We start from the raw sequence: 19,664 nt of genomic DNA, 5'->3' as shown, positions 1-19,664 counted from the left end.
AATGACAAACATTCAAAAACGTTTTTATAAAGGCCGTGTAGCATTAAATGTATTAGCGAACAATATCGAAAATGCGAAAGATATTTTTGAAGTAGCAGAAGGTTATGTAGTAGTGGGAGTGCTATCAAAAGACTATCCAACAGTAGAAGAAGCAGTTACAGCGATGAAAGCATACGGAAAAGAAATTGATGACGCGGTATCGATCGGACTAGGAGCAGGAGATAATCGCCAAGCAGCAGTTGTAGCTGAAATCGCGAAGCATTATCCTGGTAGTCATATTAACCAAGTGTTCCCTTCAGTTGGAGCGACACGTGCAAATCTTGGCGGAAAAGATAGCTGGATTAATAGTTTAGTATCACCAACAGGAAAAGTAGGGTACGTAAATATTTCTACTGGTCCAATTAGTGCAGCTGGAGAAGAAAAAGCAATCGTTCCAATTAAAACGGCGATCGCACTTGTACGTGATATGGGCGGAAATTCATTGAAATACTTCCCAATGAAAGGTTTAGCTCATGAAGAAGAATATCGCGCAGTTGCGAAAGCGTGTGCGGAAGAAGGATTTGCATTAGAACCAACGGGCGGAATTGATAAAGAAAACTTCGAAACAATTGTACGTATTGCGCTTGAAGCAAACGTAGAGCAAGTTATCCCGCACGTATACTCTTCTATTATTGATAAAGAAACTGGTAATACGAAAACAGAAGATGTTCGTGAATTATTAGCGGTAGTGAAGAAGTTAGTTGATCAATATGCGTAAGAAAATTGCAGCATTCGGCGAAGTAATGATGCGCCTGCAAGTACCAGGATATGAATTGTTGTCGCAAGCTAACACATTAAAATACTCATTTTCTGGTACAGGTGTGAACGTTGCAGCAGCGCTTTCTCATCTCGGGCATGAAGGTTTTCTTATTTCAACTTTACCGGAAAATTCGGTTGGGGATGCTGCGATATCTCATATTCAAAAGTTAGGCATTCGGGCGCCGTTTATTTCAAGAGGCGGTAAATATGTCGGTATGTACTTTTTAGAAAATGGATTTGGTGCACGTGCAAGCCGCGTTACATATTCAAATCGATTAGAAAGTAGCTTCAATACGGCGTCTGAAGAGATGTACCAGTTTGAAGAAATCGCCAAGGAAATTGATATCGTTCATTTTTGCGGGATTACACTTGCGATGAATGATACGGTGCGCCATCATATGAAATCTTTAGCGAAAGCAGTTAAAGAAAACGGAGGCACTGTCGTTTTTGATTGCAATTATCGTCCATCGCTTTGGGGAGAAGATGGATATGAGCAGGCGAAACCGCATTATGAAGAAATGCTAGCTCTTGCTGATATCGTTATGATGAATGAAAAAGATGCAATGTTCGTTCTTGGAATGCAAACAGAAGAGACGGAGCGAGAAGCACAACTTGTTGATCTTATTCCGAAAGTGGCTGGAACATATCATATCGCTACAATTGCTGGCACACATCGCTCTATTAATAGCGATAATACACACTCGCTTCGAGGGTTTATATGTAAAGATGGTGCGTTCACTTTTGCAAAAACACTTACGTTTTCTGTATATGATAGAATAGGTGCTGGAGATGCTTATACGAGCGGGATTATTCATGGCGAGATAGAAGAGTTTGCACCAGAGAAAGCTGTTTCATTTGCGTCAGCAGCTGGAATGCTTGCACATACAATCGTCGGTGATACGCCAATGTCATCAGAGAAGGATATACTTCGGGCAATGACGGCATCAGTAGGTGATGTAGAAAGGTAGTGGGTGTAACGGTGAACGTAACGAGAAAAAAAGGACCATTATATTTACAAATAAAAAATATTATTCGTGATCGAATATTGCATGGTGTATATGCGATTCATACAAATATTCCTTCCGAACCGCAGTTAGAAGAAGAGTTCAAAGTAAGTAAAATTACAGTGCGTAATGCGATTAAAGAACTTGCTCAAGAAGGATATTTGGAAAAGAAAAGCGGTAAAGGAACGAAAGTCATCCGTAATACTTCTGCGACAAAGTTGTCAAAGGGTAAGAAATTTACAGAAGTGTTAGTGGAAGAAGGATATAAAGTACAGAAGAAATTGCTAAAAGCAGAAATCGTTCATAATGAAGAAGGAACAGTGCCGTTTCGATTATTCGGTAAAGAGAGTTTCCGTATCGAACGTTTATATGCATTAAACGATGCGCCGTATATTCATTATACGCACTATTTCTCAGCACATATGGCAAGTACAGATTTATCGGACTTTGACTTGCAATCACTTTATGATTTAGTCGAGGACCGAGGTATACATTTAGAAAACTTCAGAGATGAATTCGCTGTTGGACTTGCGCCTAATTTCGTTGCAGAAGCGTTAGGTGAAAAAGAGGGGACAGCGTTATTAAAACGTATGCGCTATTCTTACGATGAAGTTGGCGAAGTAATTGAATATAGCGAAGGCTACTACAATACAGAAATGCAGCATTATGTAGTGAATTATGACGTATAAAAAGAGGGGATTGTCCCTCTTTTTTTATAAAGTGAAACTTCAATTGTATTCATCCCGCATCAATCAGGTGTTACCGCCTGCAAATACGGGGTAAAAATAAGGGGAATGAGAGATGGATATATACTTATTAATCGTCACGTTACTTGCGATCGCAATTGTTATTTTAGGGGTATCATGGTGGAAATGGCATGCATTTATTAGTTTAACAGTTGCGAGTTTATTTTTAGCTATCATGTCTGGACTGAATTTAACGAAAATAGTGACTGCCTATGAAACTGGTGTTGGTAGTGTACTAGGGCATTTAGTTGGTATTTTAGCTCTCGGAACCATTTTAGGGAAAATGATGTCCGATTCAGGGGCTGGCATGCAAGTGGCAGATTTCTTTATTCGATTTTTCGGTGTGAAGAAACTACCTTGGGCTATGTTATTTGCAGGATTTGTTATAGGGATTCCGGTATTTTTCGAAGTGGGGATCGTCATTTTATTACCACTTGTTATTTCAATTCGAAAAACGACGAAACAAAATATATTATTAATTGCGTTACCCGTTATCGCTGGATTATCTATTGTTCACGGGCTCGTGCCACCACATCCAGGAGCGATGACAGCAATCGGTATTTATAATGCGAACTTAGGAAAGGTACTTTTATATTCATTAATTATCGCGTTACCAACAGCCATTATTGCAGGACCGATATTTGCAAAGTGGGTACATAAAAGGGTTATACCTGAAAATGAACCAGAGCTAGTTCGAGTTACGACTGTATCAACAGATTTACCGAGTCGTAAAGTTTCATTCTTTATTATTTTATTACCAGTTGTATTAATGATTTTATCAGTAGTAGCACCATATATTTCATTACCGAAAAAGATGACTGAATTTTTTGTGTTTATAGGAAGTCCAGTAATTGCTTTACTTATTTCATGTTTCGCAGCATTCTATTTACTGGGAATCAGACAAGGAATTAATAAAAAGGTAATTAAAAAATTAACGGATGAAAGTTTATTACCGGTCGGTTCCATTATTTTAATTATCGGTGCAGGCGGTGGGTTTAAACAAATATTAATTGAAAGCGGCGTTGGAACGGCGATTGCGCAAATGGCAGAACATATATCGTTATCACCAATCGTCTTAGCTTTCATGGTAGCTGGATTAATTCGAATTGCAACTGGTTCAGCAACAGTAGCATTAACGACAGCGGCAGGAATTGTTTCACCAGTTATTCAGCACATGTCAGGTGTGAATTTAGAATTGCTCGTTATTGCAACAGGGGCGGGATCATTAATGTTTTCTCACGTAAATGATGCAGGATTCTGGCTTGTAAAAGAGTATTTAGGATTAACGGTGAAGGAAACGTTTAAAACGTGGACAGTACTCGAGACATTGTTATCATTTATTGCATTTGGCTTTGCGCTTTTATTAAATACTTTTATTTAGAAGATACCTTAATTGGTATCTTTTTTTGATGAAGTCCATTTCTCAAAACAAGCCCGTTTTTAGGTGAGCCAAGCTTCCTATTCGCCCTGAAAACATACTATAAATGGAATCCCCTCATTTAGAGCAAGGTGAACTTGTTATGAATGATACTAAAGGAGGAATAGAGTAATGAGCGAAAAGTGTGAACACAGACATGATGATTGTAACCGCAGACACCATGGTTGCGGAGGCGGTTTTGCGCTTCTAATCGTATTGTTTATTTTATTAATCATCATCGGTGCTAGCTGCTTCGGCGGAGGCGGCGGATATGGTGGATATTGCTGCTAATTAAAAACTATTGAAAATAGCCTTGTGCATACTGCACAAGGCTATTTTATTCATATCTTGATATGCTGTGATAATTTATTAATGTACAGAGAACGGATTAAGAAGAAGAAAATAATCTCGATAATCCCGAAAAAGGTAAGTATAATCAATAACTCTTTTAGTAACGAGAAAGAAAACATGCTTTGTAAAAACTTAACCGCAAATAACGTGTGAACACCAGCAACGATGTAAGGAACGAAAAATAAAATTCCTAATTGAATCGTTGCAGAACGAAACATTTCTGATTCAGTTAATCCAAGCTTTGTAATCGTAATATACTTTTGTCTCTCAGTTGTTAAGTCATTATACATACGGAAATATAAAACACTAGCCGCACCGATAAAGAAGATAAAGCCAAGAAATGCCCAAATAAAGAAGTGAGCAATTGCATTCCCTTTACTGTTAATGAGTTCATCGGTAGCAGTGTGAATATAAAATGGCTTGAAAAAATTTTCTTCACTCTTATGTGCTTCATATAAGTTATTTGCATCTTGATCTAATATTTTTAATATATTTTTTGTCGGGATAATTGCATTTTCCCAATTTTCCACGAAGTAGTTATAAATCGTAATTGTTTCAATATGAGGAATCATATTTTCAATTGCATTATCTTGCATAACAATGAGATGAGGTAATGCAAAGGAGGGTTCGATTCCTTTATTAATAAAACCTTTAATATGAAATTCTTTTTTATTAGAGCCAAGTGTAATCGTATTTTGTTTAGCAAATGGGTTTGATACAAGATTTAATAGCTCTGGTGCATAGCGAGAAATAATGTAAACTTGTGTAGAATCAAGAGTAACTACTGGTCTATTTAGTCGTTTAGCAATTGCGTTATAATCACTCATTTTCATTAGCACAATGTCTTCTTTTAACGCTGTATCTTTTAATACTGTAAATTTATATTTTTTGTAATCGAAATTGTTATTTGTAAGTTCGTTTTCAATTGTATGAATATGTTTTTGTTCAAGTGCATTCTCTCCTTCAGATGTATATGTGAAGGGAATAGGGTATCGCTCTAGTATGGATGCTTTCGTATTGTTATTAGCAGCGAATAATCCAATAATAATTGTAAATGCAAGTGCAGATAGCATAGACACGATAAAGAGTACGTTAATATTACTCCGGGTACGAGAAACTAAATCTGAAATCCATAACATATTTATTTGTTTCAAATAAAACTTTCGACGCTTCTTTAAAATATGGATGAAAAGAAGGAATGTTTGTGAAAAGAATAAATATGTCCCGACTACTACGAGCGGTAAAATAGATAACATAATAAAGAAGACAGATCCATTTTGCACATTTTCTTCTGTTACGTAGCCTTGCGGATAACCAGCGATGTAATAACATAGCCCTAAACAAATTAAAGCAAATAAAGAGATGAGTATAGACGGCCTTTTTTCGGCTTTCACTTTCTTGTTCCCTTTTATAAGGTGGACTGTTTTACGAGTACGAATAAACATCGGTGTAAACGTAGATACGATTAAAAATAAAATGATAAATGTTACAGTTGTAACGATAATTGCCTCTGTTGGCCAATATAAATAGAGGCCTTTCGCACTTGTTAATTTTGAAGTGACTAATAAGAAAAAGTTAGAAAATACAAGACCACCTTGTATCCCGATAAAAATAGATAATATCCCGATGATCATGTTTTCAGTAAATAGCAGTTTTTTTAATTGTCTCTGTGAGATACCGAGAATCGTGAGTATCCCGAATTGCTGCTTCCGTACATTTAAAAATGTTCCAATTGAATATAAGAGAAAGAAGAACGAGAACATAACGATAACAAGCTGTGCTGTACTAGCTAAGTTCATTAGAGGATCACGTTCTTGAAAGCTTTGTACATGTTGTAAGCGCGGATGATACGCGTATACAGTAAATGAAAAGAAAACCATGATAGAAAAAGCACTACTTACAAAATAAGCGAAATATGCTTTAGAATTACGCGAGACATTTTTAAATGCAAATTGCCAAAATGTCATCCACGTCTTCCTCCTAATAATGCTAAAACATCTAATATTTCTTGATAAAACTTCTCGCGATATAGCCCGCGGTGTAGTTCATTGTAAAGCTCGCCATCTTTAATGAAAATGACGCGGTTACAATAACTTGCTGCGAACGGATCGTGAGTAACCATTAAAATTGTTGCATCTTCTTCTTTATTCAATTTCGTAAATAGTTCCATTACGTCAATTGCCGCTTTTGAATCTAAGTTTCCTGTTGGTTCATCGGCAAGTAGAAGTGAAGGGTGATGAATAACAGCACGCGCTACTGCGGTACGTTGTGCTTGTCCTCCAGAAACTTCAAAAATACGTTTGTCCAAAATATGATCAATGCCAAGCTTTTTTGAAATGTTATCAAGCTGTTCGTCCATTTCTTTTAATGGAACATTATCTAGTGTTAAAGGTAGTACGATATTTTCACCGATTGTTAGTGTATCTAGTAGGTTAAAGTTTTGGAAAACAAATCCTAACTCTTGTCGGCGGAAAATAGCTAACTTCTCTCTACGAAATGTGTGCGGTTTTTTTCCGTTAATTACGACATCACCAGAAGTAGGTGAATCAATTGTAGAGATAACGTTTAAAAATGTAGATTTACCGCTACCAGATGGTCCCATGATAGCAACAAATTCACCTTTATCTACATGTAAATTTATATTTTTTAAAGCAGTGTGAGGGACTTTTCCTTCATACACTTTTGAGACGTTTTTTATGTGTAAAACTTCTTCCATAGTAATCACCTTTCTATCCTTTAAAACTTAATATGTTGTGATAATTTTTGCATATAGAAGGAACGAATTAAAAGGAAAAATAACATTTCAACTGTTCCAAAAATCATAAGTACGACTGTAATCTCAGCGAAGAACGAGAGATGTAAAACTTCTTGTAGCATCTTTGTCGCAAACATCGTATGGATCGATGCCATAATGTATGGAACAAAGAACAGAATCGCGAGTTGAATTGTAGCAGATCGTTTCATCTCAGCTTCTGTTAAACCAATTTTTGTAATCGTTACATACTTTTCTTGCTCATTTGTTAAATCTGTATACATCCTGAAATAAAGAACACTGCCAGCACCAATAAAGAAAATAACACCTAAGAAAGTACCAATTAAGAAGAACGAAGCGACATTTTGTTTTGTTGTGTATAGAGAATCGCTTGCTTCACTTGCATGGAAAGGCGGGTGCTCTGCTTGAATGTTGTTCGCATCGGTATTAATTTTGTCTATGAATGCCGAGCCGATGTTATTAGCCTTTTCCCAGTCTTTAACTTTAAAGCTATATACACTCATCTGTTTTGAAATGGATGATAATGCCTCTACATTTTCATCAGATAATACGAGTAGTTGTGAGATTAACCTATTTGGGAATGGGTTATAACTTTTATATTCTTTTATGTGTAACTGCAAAGAATTTTGGTTTAGCGTAAGAGTATTTCTCGTTTTTTGATCATGAAGTGTTTCAAAAACTTGATTATCTAAATCTTTAATAAGAACATAGGATTCATTATTCTTCACGTGGAGATTTTCCCAGTTTAATGCTTTAGCAAGTATATTATAGTCACTTTGTTTAATTGCATAATAGAGATGCGGGGTTTCTTCCGCCGAAGATACTTCATATATATCTGTTTTGAATTGTGTATAAGCAAATTGCTCTTCGTTAAACTTTTGTTTTAACCAATTCAAATGATCATCTGCTAACGTATTTTCAGTATGTGATAAGTATGTAAAAGGAAAAGGATTTTCCCTTACTGCATCAAATTTTGTAAATTTCCCAAAACCGTATAAGAATGTAATCATAGTAAAAGCGAGTGTTGATAGCATCGCTACAATAAAGAGCATGTTAATGTTTGTCCGAATGCGCGCTGCTAAATCAGAAATCCAAAGCATATTCGTACGCTTCATATAAAATGTTCTTCGTGTTTTTAATATACGAATGAGTAAAAAACTAATTTGTGAAAAGAAAAAGTATGTTCCAGCTGCAACAAGTGACGGAATGAGAAATATACAGGTGGCGGCGTACAAAAGCCCAACTACGTCGCCAAGCGATATGAAATATATCGGATTTGCTGCTAGTACGTACCCAGATATTAAACATGTCGCACCAAATAGAGAGATGAGCACGGACGCTTTTCTTTCTTTTTGTTTTGTTCCTTCTTTTAAAAGACGTACAGCCTTTCTCGTCCGAATGAGCATCGGTGTAAAAGATGAGACGAGAATGAAGAGCCCAAGAAAGATGACCATAGTTAAAATAATGGCACCCGTTGGCCAATATAAATATAAACCAGGTACATGCGTAATTTTTGCGGTAACTAATAAAAAGAACTGCGAGAAGACGAGTCCAAGTTGAATACCGAAAAAGATGGAAAGAACACCAATTAGCATGTTTTCTAGAAAGACAAGTCTCTTTAATTGCTTTTGAGATATACCAAGTACTGTTAAAATCCCAAATTGCTTCTTTCGTACTTTTAAGAAAGTACCGATTGAATATAGTAAAAAGAAAAAAGAAAAGAATACAATGACAACTTCTGAAATTGTCATCAATATGTTCAGAGCAGCATTCACGCCTGTCATATGCAATTTAGGATGAAATAAATAAACTGCAAATGAGAAAAAAATTGCAATGGAAAACGCACTACTTACAAAATAGGCGAAATAAGCTCTGGCGTTCCGCGTTACGTTTTTAAATGCAAACTGCCAAAATGTCATTCACCTGAACCTCCTAGTAGAGTGAAGATGAAAAGAGTATGAGAGATACTCTTTTCGTTAAGTTTGTTTTAAGTACTTTGTTCACTCGTGTACTGTGATAATTTTTGCATATAAAGTGAACGGATGAATAAGAAAAATACGATTTCAACGAATCCGAAAATAATAAGAACGGCTGATACTTCTTTAAACAAAGATAAACCAATTACATCTTGTAGCATTTTCGTTGCAAACATTGTATGAATTGATGCCATAATGTAAGGAACGAAAAATAAAATACTAAGCTGAATGGTTGCAGATCGTTTCATTTCTGTATCTGTCACACCGATTTTAGAAATTGTTATATACTTCTCTTGTTCATTCGTCAAATCTGTATACATTCTAAAGTAAAGAACGCTACCAGCTCCAATGAAGAAAATAACTCCTAAAAATGTCCCGATTAGGAAGAATGCAGCACTACCAGATGTTATTTTGTATAACGCCCCCGCTGATTCAAAGAATTGAATAAGAGGTCCTTCATACTGGGAATTATTTAGATCTTTTTGCACTTTGTCTATAAAATCATCAGCAATTTTATATGTTTGTTCCCAGTTTTGAATTTTGTAATTGTATGCTGATATATGCTTTACCGTGTTGGGGAAGTTATTTACTTGAATATCAGGCAAAACTACCGTTTGATATGAAAAGTCAGATGGAATTGCATTTCCAGGCTCATAGCCTTTTACTCGTAATTTTGTATTTGTACTAGATAGTGTAATGTAATCTCTTTTGTATCTTTGCTCAAACTCGTTGAATATAGTGACATAAGATGTCCCCGTTAACACGTATGCTTCGTTATTATCCATAAATAGTTGTTTCATTCGTAAAGAACTCGCAAGTTTGTTATAGTCACTTTGCTTAATTGCGTATACGTCATTATAAATAGCTACATCTGTATCTTCTTTTAGTGGTGTTTTATATATATCAGTTTTGATTTTTTTATAAGGAAAATGCTCTTTTTGTAACTGGTGTTCAAGCCAATTTAAATGCTCCGTAACAAAAGGATTTGCATCATAGGAAAAATAAGAAATTGGGAAAGGAGCAGTTCTATTAACCTCTAACTTAATAAATTTCCCGAATCCATATAGGAATGTAATCATTGTGAAAGCAATTGTAGAGAGCATTGCTACAATAAAAAGCATATTAATATTCGTTCGAATACGGCTTGCTAAATCAGAAATCCAAAGCATATTAACCCGTTTCATATAAAACTTTCTTCTCGTTTTTAAAATGTAAATAAGTAAAAAACTAATTTGTGAAAAGAAAAAATATGTACCGATTGTAACAAGTGTTGGGATAATGAAAATACTCGAAAGCATATATATATAACCTATTTGCGGACTTACTGATACGAAATATTTAGGATTTCCAGCTAAAGCATAACCACCTAATAAACAAATCGCACCAAATAAGGAAACGAGTATGGACGGTTTTTTTTCTTTTTGTTTTCCGCCATTTGTTTTTAAAAGTTGTACCGTTTTTTTTGTACGGATAAGCATTGGTGTGAATGTAGATACAATGATAAAAAGACTAAGGAAAACGATGGTCGTTAAAATAAACGCGTTAATAGGTAAGTATAAATATATTCCTGGCACGTGCGTAATTTTTGCTGTTACTAATAAGAAAAATTGTGAAAAGACAAGTCCAAACTGCATGCCGAAAAAGATAGATAAAATCCCAATTAACATATTTTCCATAAAAACGAGACGATGTAATTGTTTTCTCGATATTCCTAAAACGGTTAAAACGCCGAATTGCTTTTTTCGAACTTTTAAAAAGGTACCGATGGAATATAGTAAAAAGAAGAAAGAAAAGAAAACAATTACTACTTCTGAAAATATCATCAATCCTGAAATATCAGAGCCCATATTGAAGTTTTGTAATTTTGGATGGAATAAGTAGACAGCAAACGAAAAGAAAACAGCAATGGAAAAGGAACTACTTAAAAAGTAAGCAAAATAAGCTCTCGAGTTGCGTGTTACATTTTTAAAGGCAAACTGCCAAAATGTCATAATATGTACCTCCCGCTAGAAGGCAAATATGTAGTTTTATTGCAAAAAATGTATGAGAGTGCGTTCTCATACATTTTGCTAGCATATGTTCCGATCATGCTTCAGTCACCTTCTCCACATGTTCTGCTTGATTATTTGCAGCATTGTGGAAGATGATTTTAATCGTCGTTCCTTTGCCAACTTCAGAGTCTAGTTTGACAGAGTGACCTAAATAATCACAAATTTTACTTACAATATAAAGTCCCATACCAGTAGATTCTCCGAATGCGCGACCGTTTTTCCCAGTGTAAAACGGTTCAAATACTCTTCGAATATCTTCTTGCGGAATACCAACACCTTCATCGCGAACTTCTAAAATAATATCTTTGCCGTTTCGGTAGGCAGATAAGAATACTTTCTTTCCGCGTTCACCAGAGTAACGAACTGCATTTGTCATTAACTGATAAATGATGAACTTTAGCCATTTCGCATCAGAAGCAACTTTTAAATCGGAATGAACTTCTAAAACAGGGAAGACTCCGTTTCGAATGAATAGTTCTTTTAATCCGTTAATATTTTTTGTTACCGTATCTTTTAACGAAATCGTCTCAACATGGAAATCTTCATGGAAGTTATTTAACCTTGCCATATATAAAGCCATATCGAGTCCTTGATTTAATCGTTCTAATTCTTTTTTGAATTTCGGAATCAAATGTTCATCTGCCATTTCGAGCACCATAAGTTGCATAACGGATACAGGTGTCTTCATTTGATGCACCCAGTGGTTAATGAATAATTGATGTTCTTGTTGTTTTACTTCATACGATTGTAGTTCTTTTTGGAAGAGACGATACTGCGTACGCACGAGCTCATTTACACCGTGAGGCATCGGAGCAGTTGCTCTTTCAATAAACGCATCTTCCATTTTCTCTGGTTGCTCACTTAATCTATGGTACATTCTACGATTTCGAACGTAACGATAAGCGAGGAAACAAATAAATAAGTATAAACTTAAAACGACGAAGTAAAATTTATTATTTTGAAATCCATCTACTGCATCATAAAGAACGAAGATGATACCGAAGTTTAATACGTATAGTAGAAAAAATGCAAAATGATCACGTAAAAATAGCTTCATGCTTATTCACTCCAAGTTGCGTTAAAACGATACCCAAGTCCACGTACTGTTTCAATAGCATTTTCAATACCAAGCTCATTGAACTTTTTACGAAGACGCGTAATGTTTACGTTTAATGTATTTTCTTCAACGAAGCTTTCGTCGTCCCATAGGGCAGCTAATAAATCTTCACGGCTCGCTGTACGAGGGAATTTAGATAATAACATTTCTGCTAAAATTGCCTCTTTCTTCGTTAAAAGAACTTGCTCAGCTCCGAAATGAATTTCTGGACGCTCTGGGAATAATTTTAGTCCTTCTACTTCAACGATACGTTCAGAAATATTTGGTGCATAATCACCGTAAATACGGCGTAATTGTCCTTTAATTTTCGCCATTACAACGTCGTAGTGGAACGGTTTTGTAATATAATCATCCGCACCGCTTTCAATCGCCATAATTTGTTCCATCTCACCAGCACGTGCTGAAATGAAAATAATTGGACAAGTAGATTCATGACGAATTTGACGGCACCAGTAGAATCCATCGAATTTTGGTAAGTTTACATCAAGTAAAACAAGATGTGGTTTCACTGCGTTAAACGATTCCATAATATCATCGAAGTTCTCTGCAACAACAGCTTCATAGCCGTATTTTTGAATGTGAGATTGTAGTAATGATGAAATATTTGGATCGTCTTCAACGATTAAAATTTTATACATATGTATATTCCTCCTAAAAAACAATTGTAGCTATAGTGTATCATGTGTTTCAAGTCTTTTCATTATGTTGAAAGATAAGCTAGTAAACAGTATAGGTCAAAAGTGAGAAAAGTAAAAAGTATTATATTTTTTTATGAAATTTGGAACTTTATTTTGCTTACTGTCCAATATATAGTGAGAACATCGTTAAGGAGGGGGCACTACTTGGTAAGTAATGAAGAGATACATATTTGGATAGAGCGTTTACTAAAAGGTGACGAGGAGGCTTTTGAATTTATATTTGACTTAACGAGTCAGAGAATCTATGAAACCGTCTTTGCTATAGTTAAAAATCGGCATGATACAAATGAAATCGTGAATGAAATCTACTTTCAACTTTGGAAATCTATTTCAACATATGATCAATCTAGACCGTTTTTATTTTGGTTGAATGGAATTGTTTATAAGCAGATTAGTCAGTGGAGAAAGCACATATGGAAGAGGATGCGCTTATTTGAAAAACAACAATTAAATGATGAGACAGTTGTAGAGGTTCCGGAAAAAATATTAGTAAGAAAAGAAACAGAAGAGCAGTTAGTAACGGTGATACAAGAACTACCATTTAAGTTTAGAGTAGTAATCGTTTATCGCTTTTATCATGATTACACGTATGAAGAAATTGCAGAACTATTACAAATTCCTATAGGCACAGTAAGATCTAGAATTCACAGAGCGTTAGAAAAAATTCGGAATCAATCTAGTATAGAAATAGATGAGGAGGAATCTAATTCAAATGTCGTTTTCAAATGAATGTAAAAAAGCAATGAAACAAGAGGTTCCAAAAGAGGTTAAAGAGCGTGCTTATCAATCCTTTAGTCAAATGTATAAAAAAGATAACAAAAAGAAAACGAAAAAGAAATTATTAATAGCAGGTTTAATAGCGGCTGTCATTATACCAACGAGTACAATGGCATTAAACAATTCCTATTTTGCAAAGCCAGAGGTAAAGTTAAATGAAATGATTGGTGAAGAAGTTAAAAAGGATGCTGCGAATGGGAAGTCCATACAGTTAAACGAAAAAGTAGTAGATAATGGTATTACGCTTCATGTAAAAGAAATGTTAATTCAAGACGCTAAAATACTTATTTACTATCGGCTTGAGCAGCAAGATGGATCGCTTGTTCCTTATAAATTTAATACAACTGGGCTTGAGATTACAAACGATGGTAAAGAAGATGGGGAACAAATAGAGAGCCCGCATTATAAAAATAAGAAATTTAATGCTGTCCAATATTTGCATTTTCTTAGTAACACTCATACGGATAATTATCAAAAAGATCGTATTGGTAATCCCGATGCATTTGAGACAAGTATATTTTATTTAACGAATCAAGCGGGAGAAGCTTTTGAAACGGTGTTCGCTGCTCACGATAAACCAGAGGGAGTAATGGTTTTTGAACCGTTAGAAGGTGAAAGATTTCCAGACTTCTTATCTGTAAATATTAATATTAACAGAGTTGGAGGAACGGAAGGAACTTGGACAGCGAAAATTCCTGTGGATATGGTGCATAAAACTATCCAAAAGGACTCTACAAAGAACGAATGATAATCCATACTAGGTGTGTGAAAGCATGATTAGTTATTGGTTAGATGAATTCGGAACGATAGTAGGTATGTCCTTTATTATAAGCTTGCTAATCTTTTCGATTTCTTCGTTTGTTAATAAAATAATAAAGTTTAAATAAAGCAGCTTTTCTTATTAGAAGAGCTGCTTTACTTTTTAACCTGCGTAATCTATAGATTTTATTCAATATAGAGTAATTGGCGTAGGATAAAAAAATAAAAAGGGCGTATAGATAATTGACAATTAACTAAAATCATTTTAACATTTAGATAAATATCTAAATGTCTAATTAGTGAAGGGAAGAAAGACATTGAATCAAGCATTTAAAGCATTAGCAGACCCAACAAGGCGAAAAATTTTAGATTTATTAAAAGAAGGCGATTTAACCGCTGGGGAAATTGCTGAACATTTCAATATGACAAAGCCAAGTATTTCACACCACTTAAACGCACTTAAAAATGCTGAACTTATCCAAGATGAAAAAAAGGGGCAATTTGTTATGTACTCTTTAAACACAACTGTATTTCAAGACTTGTTGACTTGGGTGTTTACGTTTACGAATAAGGGGGAAGAGGGGAAATGAGGAAGCATCTTTTTGCAATTTTATTAATTGTTATAACTTGTTTAGCTTGGGCGTTTGCTTGGCCACATTTACCAGATACAATTGCAACGCATTGGAGCGGTGGTAAGGTAGATGGCTATTCTTCTAAACTGTATGGAATGATCTCGATGGTTGGAATTATGATTGGGTTATATATATTTCTAAATGTATTACCAAAGATTGATCCAAAGAAAGCAAACTACGAGAAATTTTCTAAAGCTTTTATGATGATGAATAACGGGATACTGCTACTACTATTTGTAGGGAATATAGATATTATTACAAGTGGGCTTGGATATAACTTATTCATTAATCGCGTGCCTGAATTATTAGTTGGTATTTTATTTATAGTCATCGGAAACTATTTACCACAATGTAAACCAAATTACTTTGTAGGTATAAAGACGCCATGGACATTAAGTAACGAAGAGGTATGGAGAAAAACACACCGTTTTAGCGGAAAAGTTTTTGTTGCATTAGGAATTATTATGATTTTAAGTGTTTTTGCACCAGTAGCATGGAAATCTTTCGTAATGGTTGGCATTATTATCGGTGCAGTAGGACTAACGATGGGATATTCATATGTTGCTTATAAAAAAGAACTAAAAATGTAAATAAAAGCTGCTTTTCCATCTAAGGAAAAGCAGCTTTATTTTTTATTTCTTCAAAACCGGTATCCAAATTTCACTTTTATAGTTTGGAGAGGATATATCTTTCTGTTCATTCCACAATATTTCCGGTCCTTTTGCTAGTTCATAGTTTGAGGAAGGAAACCATTCGGAATAAATGCGTCCCCATACATTTTGTAATGTTTTAGGAAATGGACCGACAGCTTCAAATACGGCCCACGTTGAAGCTGCGACTTCAAGTTGAGCGAATTGCTCTGGACAATCTGTCGTTGTGGCTACTCCAATGTAGTGATCAAGTTCTCCTTTTTCCTCCATCCTTCCTTCAGAAAAGTTAGTAGAGGCACTAATGATTCCATTCGGTTCCATGTTTGCAAGCATCTTTAATGTTTGAATGGACTCTGGATTTAAACTTTTCCACATAGAAGCAATTTCTTCATTTACACCGTTAAATACAATTGGTACGCGTTTTGTAATACCAATAATACGAAATGCTTCTTTTTCTTCAATTCGATAGTTCATTTCATTTCCTCCTTGAATCGATAACTGGAAGATCATTGGTGAATAAGCTTTCAAAGAATGACTACTATTTCGGGCCTCTGAAGGTGTTATGCCGTGCAAGTTTTGAAAGGCACGTGCAAACGAATCTGGTGAGTTGTATCCATATTTTATAGCGACATCAATGACTTTTGCATCGCTAACTTTTAGTTCAAAAGCAGCAAGAGTAAGACGTCTACAGCGAATATATTCTGATAGTGATATGCCAGCCAGAAAAGAAAACATTCTTTTGAAATGATATTCAGAGCAGTACGCTATTTTTGCGACTTTTTTAAAATCAATTTCATCTGTTAGGTTGTTTTCAATATACTGCATTGCTGCATTCATATTTTTAAGTGAATCCATATGATGACCTCCTTGTTAAATAGAATAGCAGGAAAAAAATAAGTCCATCCGACATTTCGTGCACAACTTTGTAGGGGACATTTTTAACCTTACAAAATTGTAATGTTCCTGTAAGGAGAATGAATGGATGGCATGATATCCCAATGTTATAGTAACAAAGTACTTTCGTTCAGTAGGTTAAATTTTGATTTCTCTGCTTATCGGCCTTACATAACTGTCATGTTTGTGTAAGAAACATCGATAGTGGCAAGAGTAGAGAGTGTATATAGTTGAAAATAGAGAATAGAAGAAATGAGGGATGTCGAGATGAAAACAGTGTTAGAAGCAAAAAATATTGAAAAAGTGTATGACACGGGTGGTAATAAATTCGCAGCGTTAAAAGGTATTAACTTACAAGTAAAAGAAGGTGAGTTCGTTGGAATTATGGGACCTTCTGGTTCGGGGAAGACGACTTTACTAAACGTTCTTTCTACAATTGATAATGCGACGAACGGTGAAATTTTAATTGATGGAAAAGATATTGTGAAGATGAACGATGATAAGCTAGCGTTATTCCGCCGCGATCATTTAGGGTTCATTTTCCAAGATTATAATTTATTAGATACGTTAACAGTGAAAGAAAATATTGCTTTACCACTTGCATTATCAAAGGTGAAAGCAAGTGAGATTGATCGCCGAGTTCTTGAAATCTCAAAGAAATTCGGTATTGATCATATTTTAAGTCAGTTCCCATATCAAGTATCTGGTGGACAGAAGCAGCGCTGCGCAGCATCACGTGCGATCGTGACAAATCCTAGTATGATTTTTGGAGATGAGCCGACAGGAGCGCTTGATTCTAAATCAGCAACAGATTTATTAGAAAGTATGAAGTCGTTAAACGAATATGATAACTCTACAATTTTAATGGTAACGCACGATGCGTTTGCGGCGAGTTATTGTAAACGAGTTATTTTCATTAAAGATGGTGAGTTATATAAAGAGTTGCACCGTGGTGAATCAACGCGTAAGCAGTTCTTCCAAAAAGTTGTTGACGTAATGTCTTCTATTTCTGGAGGTATGGCTGATGACCTTATCTAGCATTGCCCTCCGCAATATACAGCGGAACTTTAAAGACTACTTTGTATATTTTGCATCTATGATCTTTAGTATCGTCATTTATTTTACATTTAAGGCGTTACAGTATAATTCACAAATGGAAAAAGCCGCGGAAGGTTCAAAAAAAATTAGCGGTGCGTTTCAAGTATCAAGTGTCATGCTAATTATTTTCGTAGCAGTGTTCATTATATATTCAAACGGTTTCTTTACAAGGAAGCGTAAAAAAGAAGTTGGACTCTATTCCTTATTAGGTATTCGTAAAAGACAGATTGGTAAAATGCTGTTTTATGAAAATATGTTAATGGGATTAATGTCTTTAATTATCGGTATTGCGATTGGTAGTGTCCTTTCGAAACTATTCCTTGAACTGCTAGTAAGCATGATGGGATTAAACTTAAATGTACATTTTGAAGTACCGATGGCTGCAATTGTTGATACAGCACTTATTTTCTTTGTGATTATCTTGTATACATCACTTCAAGGATATCGTTTAATTTATCGATTTAAGCTAATTGAACTTTTCCGAGCAGAACGCGAAGGAGAAGCAATGCCAAAAGGATCAGTTATTATGGCATTAATTTCAGTTTTCTTAATCGGTTCAGGTTATTTCTTAGCATTAATGTACGTGAAGGCACTTAAGTATGCAGACTTTATGGTAGTTGCACTTTACATTTTACTTGCGACAGTATTAGGTACGTACTTACTATTTATGTTCTTTACAGTATTCGTACTAAAGCGTGCAAGAAATAATAAATCATCGTTTTATAACGGTATGAACATGGTAACGACGTCACAGTTACTATACCGTATTAAAGGAAATGCAAAATCACTTGCGACAATTTCTATTTTAAGCGCGGTAACATTAACAGCTGTTGGTACGTCAGTTACGATGTATTACAACACATTTACACAATCAAAAGCAGTTGCACCATATAGCTATTCTTATGAGAAAAAAGATGCAGAGCTTGATAAGAAAGTGAATGCGATTTTTGCAGAAGAGAAGCAAAATCATCCAATCAAAGATCAATTTGAAATTGAGACAGTTCCTGTAAAAGGGAAGTTTGAAGGAAATAAAGTTGATTTCATTCTGAATATGAACTATACGATTTCAGAGAAGTATCAGTTTATGTCTCAGTCTGAATTTAATAAACTGGCGAAAAAATATGATGTAGAACCAGTGAATATAGCTACTGGCGAAGCATTTGTATATGATAGTTCATACATTGAGGGATATGAATTCAGTCCTCAATATAAAGGGAATAAAGCGGTATTCCAAATTGGAAATGAAACGAAGACTTTAAAGATTCAAGGTGCAAATAATACAGCAATTACGAATTTAGGTGAATTAGTTGTTGTCGTTTCAGACGAAATGTATGGGCAAGCGAAACAGACATTTGGAACACGCGTTGTAAAAAATATTGATGTAAAAGATGAAAGAAATAGTAAAGTACTAACAGAAAAATTAGCGAAAGTGATGCCAGCTGGTGAATCAGAAATGATACCACCATTTAGAGATTTCTATACTGGTTTCCAGATGGGGCTTGAAGGAACAGGGTTAATGATGTTCATCGGAATGTTCTTAGGACTTGTGTTCTTACTAGCAACAGGATCTATCATTTACTTCAAGCAATTAACAGAAGCAAATGCTGACCGTGAACGTTACATTGTACTTCGTAAAGTCGGTGTAACGAAACAAGAGATGAAAAAAGCTATCGCAAAACAAGTAAGCTTTATCTTTGCGATTCCGTTAGTCATTGGAATTCTGCACAGCCTATTTGCACTAAAAGGTTTAGCGAACTTACTACCATTCGAAATTATGATCCCACTCCTAATTAGTATTGGAGTATATGGCGTCATTTATATCGGATATTACTTCCTAACAGTTCGTTCTTATTATAAGATTGTGAGCGCGAAATAATAAGTGAAAATAAGAAAGCCATTTACCTAATTTTTTATGAGGTGAAT

At 35.1% G+C, this 19,664-nt stretch carries 18 protein-coding genes; 11 read left to right on the top strand and 7 right to left on the bottom strand.

Annotation, left to right across the window (positions count from 1 at the left end; genetic code table 11):
- Position 1: 1 nt before the first annotated feature.
- The 5 genes from dagF (at position 2) to MR115_RS10725 (ending at position 4,256) form a co-directional block, all read left to right on the top strand.
- Positions 2 to 757, top strand: a complete 756-nt coding sequence (gene dagF, locus MR115_RS10745; RefSeq protein WP_242241188.1) for a 2-dehydro-3-deoxy-phosphogluconate aldolase — start codon at positions 2 to 4, stop codon at positions 755 to 757.
- A complete protein-coding gene (locus MR115_RS10740) occupies positions 750 to 1,766 on the top strand; it encodes a sugar kinase (RefSeq protein WP_242241187.1) in 1,017 nt (338 codons plus the stop codon). Before dagF ends, MR115_RS10740 begins: the two co-directional genes overlap by 8 nt.
- Entirely contained in the window at positions 1,766 to 2,491 is a 726-nt protein-coding gene (locus MR115_RS10735) for a GntR family transcriptional regulator (protein WP_061677598.1), read from the top strand. Before MR115_RS10740 ends, MR115_RS10735 begins: the two co-directional genes overlap by 1 nt.
- A 112-nt stretch (positions 2,492 to 2,603) precedes the next feature.
- On the top strand, positions 2,604 to 3,929 hold the full coding sequence (gene gntP, locus MR115_RS10730; RefSeq protein WP_098597511.1) for a gluconate permease GntP: 1,326 nt from the start codon (positions 2,604 to 2,606) through the stop codon (positions 3,927 to 3,929).
- Between the two features lie 168 nt (positions 3,930 to 4,097).
- Complete coding sequence (locus tag MR115_RS10725) at positions 4,098 to 4,256, top strand: YjcZ family sporulation protein (protein ID WP_375337814.1); 159 nt, start codon at positions 4,098 to 4,100, stop codon at positions 4,254 to 4,256.
- Positions 4,257 to 4,306: 50 nt separating this feature from the next.
- Here the strand turns inward: MR115_RS10725 and MR115_RS10720 are convergent, their stop codons facing one another.
- The 6 genes from MR115_RS10720 to MR115_RS10695 all read right to left on the bottom strand — a co-directional run bounded on the left by MR115_RS10720 (position 4,307) and on the right by MR115_RS10695 (position 12,871).
- On the bottom strand, positions 4,307 to 6,283 hold the full coding sequence (locus tag MR115_RS10720) for an FtsX-like permease family protein (protein ID WP_242241185.1): 1,977 nt from the start codon (positions 6,281 to 6,283) through the stop codon (positions 4,307 to 4,309).
- Complete coding sequence (locus MR115_RS10715; protein ID WP_098585976.1) at positions 6,280 to 7,032, bottom strand: ABC transporter ATP-binding protein; 753 nt, start codon at positions 7,030 to 7,032, stop codon at positions 6,280 to 6,282. The genes MR115_RS10720 and MR115_RS10715 overlap by 4 nt, the downstream gene beginning before the upstream one ends.
- Positions 7,033 to 7,052: 20 nt before the next feature.
- On the bottom strand, positions 7,053 to 9,008 hold the full coding sequence (locus MR115_RS10710; RefSeq protein WP_242241184.1) for an ABC transporter permease: 1,956 nt from the start codon (positions 9,006 to 9,008) through the stop codon (positions 7,053 to 7,055).
- A gap of 68 nt (positions 9,009 to 9,076) precedes the next feature.
- Positions 9,077 to 11,056: an ABC transporter permease gene (locus tag MR115_RS10705; protein WP_242241182.1), complete on the bottom strand. Its 1,980-nt coding sequence runs from the start codon at positions 11,054 to 11,056 to the stop codon at positions 9,077 to 9,079.
- A gap of 94 nt (positions 11,057 to 11,150) precedes the next feature.
- A complete protein-coding gene (locus tag MR115_RS10700) occupies positions 11,151 to 12,173 on the bottom strand; it encodes a sensor histidine kinase (protein WP_242241180.1) in 1,023 nt (340 codons plus the stop codon).
- Between the two features lie 2 nt (positions 12,174 to 12,175).
- Entirely contained in the window at positions 12,176 to 12,871 is a 696-nt protein-coding gene (locus tag MR115_RS10695) for a response regulator transcription factor (RefSeq protein WP_000276736.1), read from the bottom strand.
- A 204-nt stretch (positions 12,872 to 13,075) separates the two neighbouring features.
- Here MR115_RS10695 and MR115_RS10690 point away from each other — a divergent pair, with 204 nt between their 5' ends.
- The 4 genes from MR115_RS10690 to MR115_RS10675 all read left to right on the top strand — a co-directional run bounded on the left by MR115_RS10690 (position 13,076) and on the right by MR115_RS10675 (position 15,689).
- Complete coding sequence (locus tag MR115_RS10690) at positions 13,076 to 13,660, top strand: sigma-70 family RNA polymerase sigma factor (protein WP_073516866.1); 585 nt, start codon at positions 13,076 to 13,078, stop codon at positions 13,658 to 13,660.
- Entirely contained in the window at positions 13,644 to 14,456 is an 813-nt protein-coding gene (locus MR115_RS10685; RefSeq protein WP_242241177.1) for a DUF4179 domain-containing protein, read from the top strand. The genes MR115_RS10690 and MR115_RS10685 overlap by 17 nt, the downstream gene beginning before the upstream one ends.
- 328 nt (positions 14,457 to 14,784) lie before the next feature.
- A complete protein-coding gene (locus MR115_RS10680; protein ID WP_001070523.1) occupies positions 14,785 to 15,057 on the top strand; it encodes an autorepressor SdpR family transcription factor in 273 nt (90 codons plus the stop codon).
- A complete protein-coding gene (locus MR115_RS10675) occupies positions 15,054 to 15,689 on the top strand; it encodes an SdpI family protein (RefSeq protein ID WP_097865214.1) in 636 nt (211 codons plus the stop codon). Before MR115_RS10680 ends, MR115_RS10675 begins: the two co-directional genes overlap by 4 nt.
- A gap of 42 nt (positions 15,690 to 15,731) precedes the next feature.
- Here MR115_RS10675 and MR115_RS10670 read toward each other — a convergent pair whose 3' ends face one another.
- The gene (locus tag MR115_RS10670) at positions 15,732 to 16,604 is read right to left on the bottom strand and encodes an AraC family transcriptional regulator (RefSeq protein WP_242241175.1); all 873 of its coding nucleotides are present in this window, start codon (positions 16,602 to 16,604) and stop codon (positions 15,732 to 15,734) included.
- A 306-nt stretch (positions 16,605 to 16,910) separates the two neighbouring features.
- On the opposite strand from MR115_RS10670, the gene MR115_RS10665 reads away from it, so the two are divergent.
- Both MR115_RS10665 and MR115_RS10660 read left to right on the top strand, forming a co-directional pair.
- On the top strand, positions 16,911 to 17,681 hold the full coding sequence (locus tag MR115_RS10665; protein ID WP_000859656.1) for an ABC transporter ATP-binding protein: 771 nt from the start codon (positions 16,911 to 16,913) through the stop codon (positions 17,679 to 17,681).
- Positions 17,668 to 19,617, top strand: coding sequence for an ABC transporter permease (locus MR115_RS10660; RefSeq protein WP_242241172.1), 1,950 nt, complete (start codon positions 17,668 to 17,670; stop codon positions 19,615 to 19,617). Before MR115_RS10665 ends, MR115_RS10660 begins: the two co-directional genes overlap by 14 nt.
- The last annotated feature ends 47 nt before the right edge of the window (positions 19,618 to 19,664 follow it).

This window comes from Bacillus cereus group sp. BfR-BA-01309, from assembly GCF_022664315.1.
GTDB lineage: Bacteria > Bacillota > Bacilli > Bacillales > Bacillaceae_G > Bacillus_A > Bacillus_A mobilis.
This window is presented reverse-complemented; position numbering and strand designations above follow the sequence as displayed.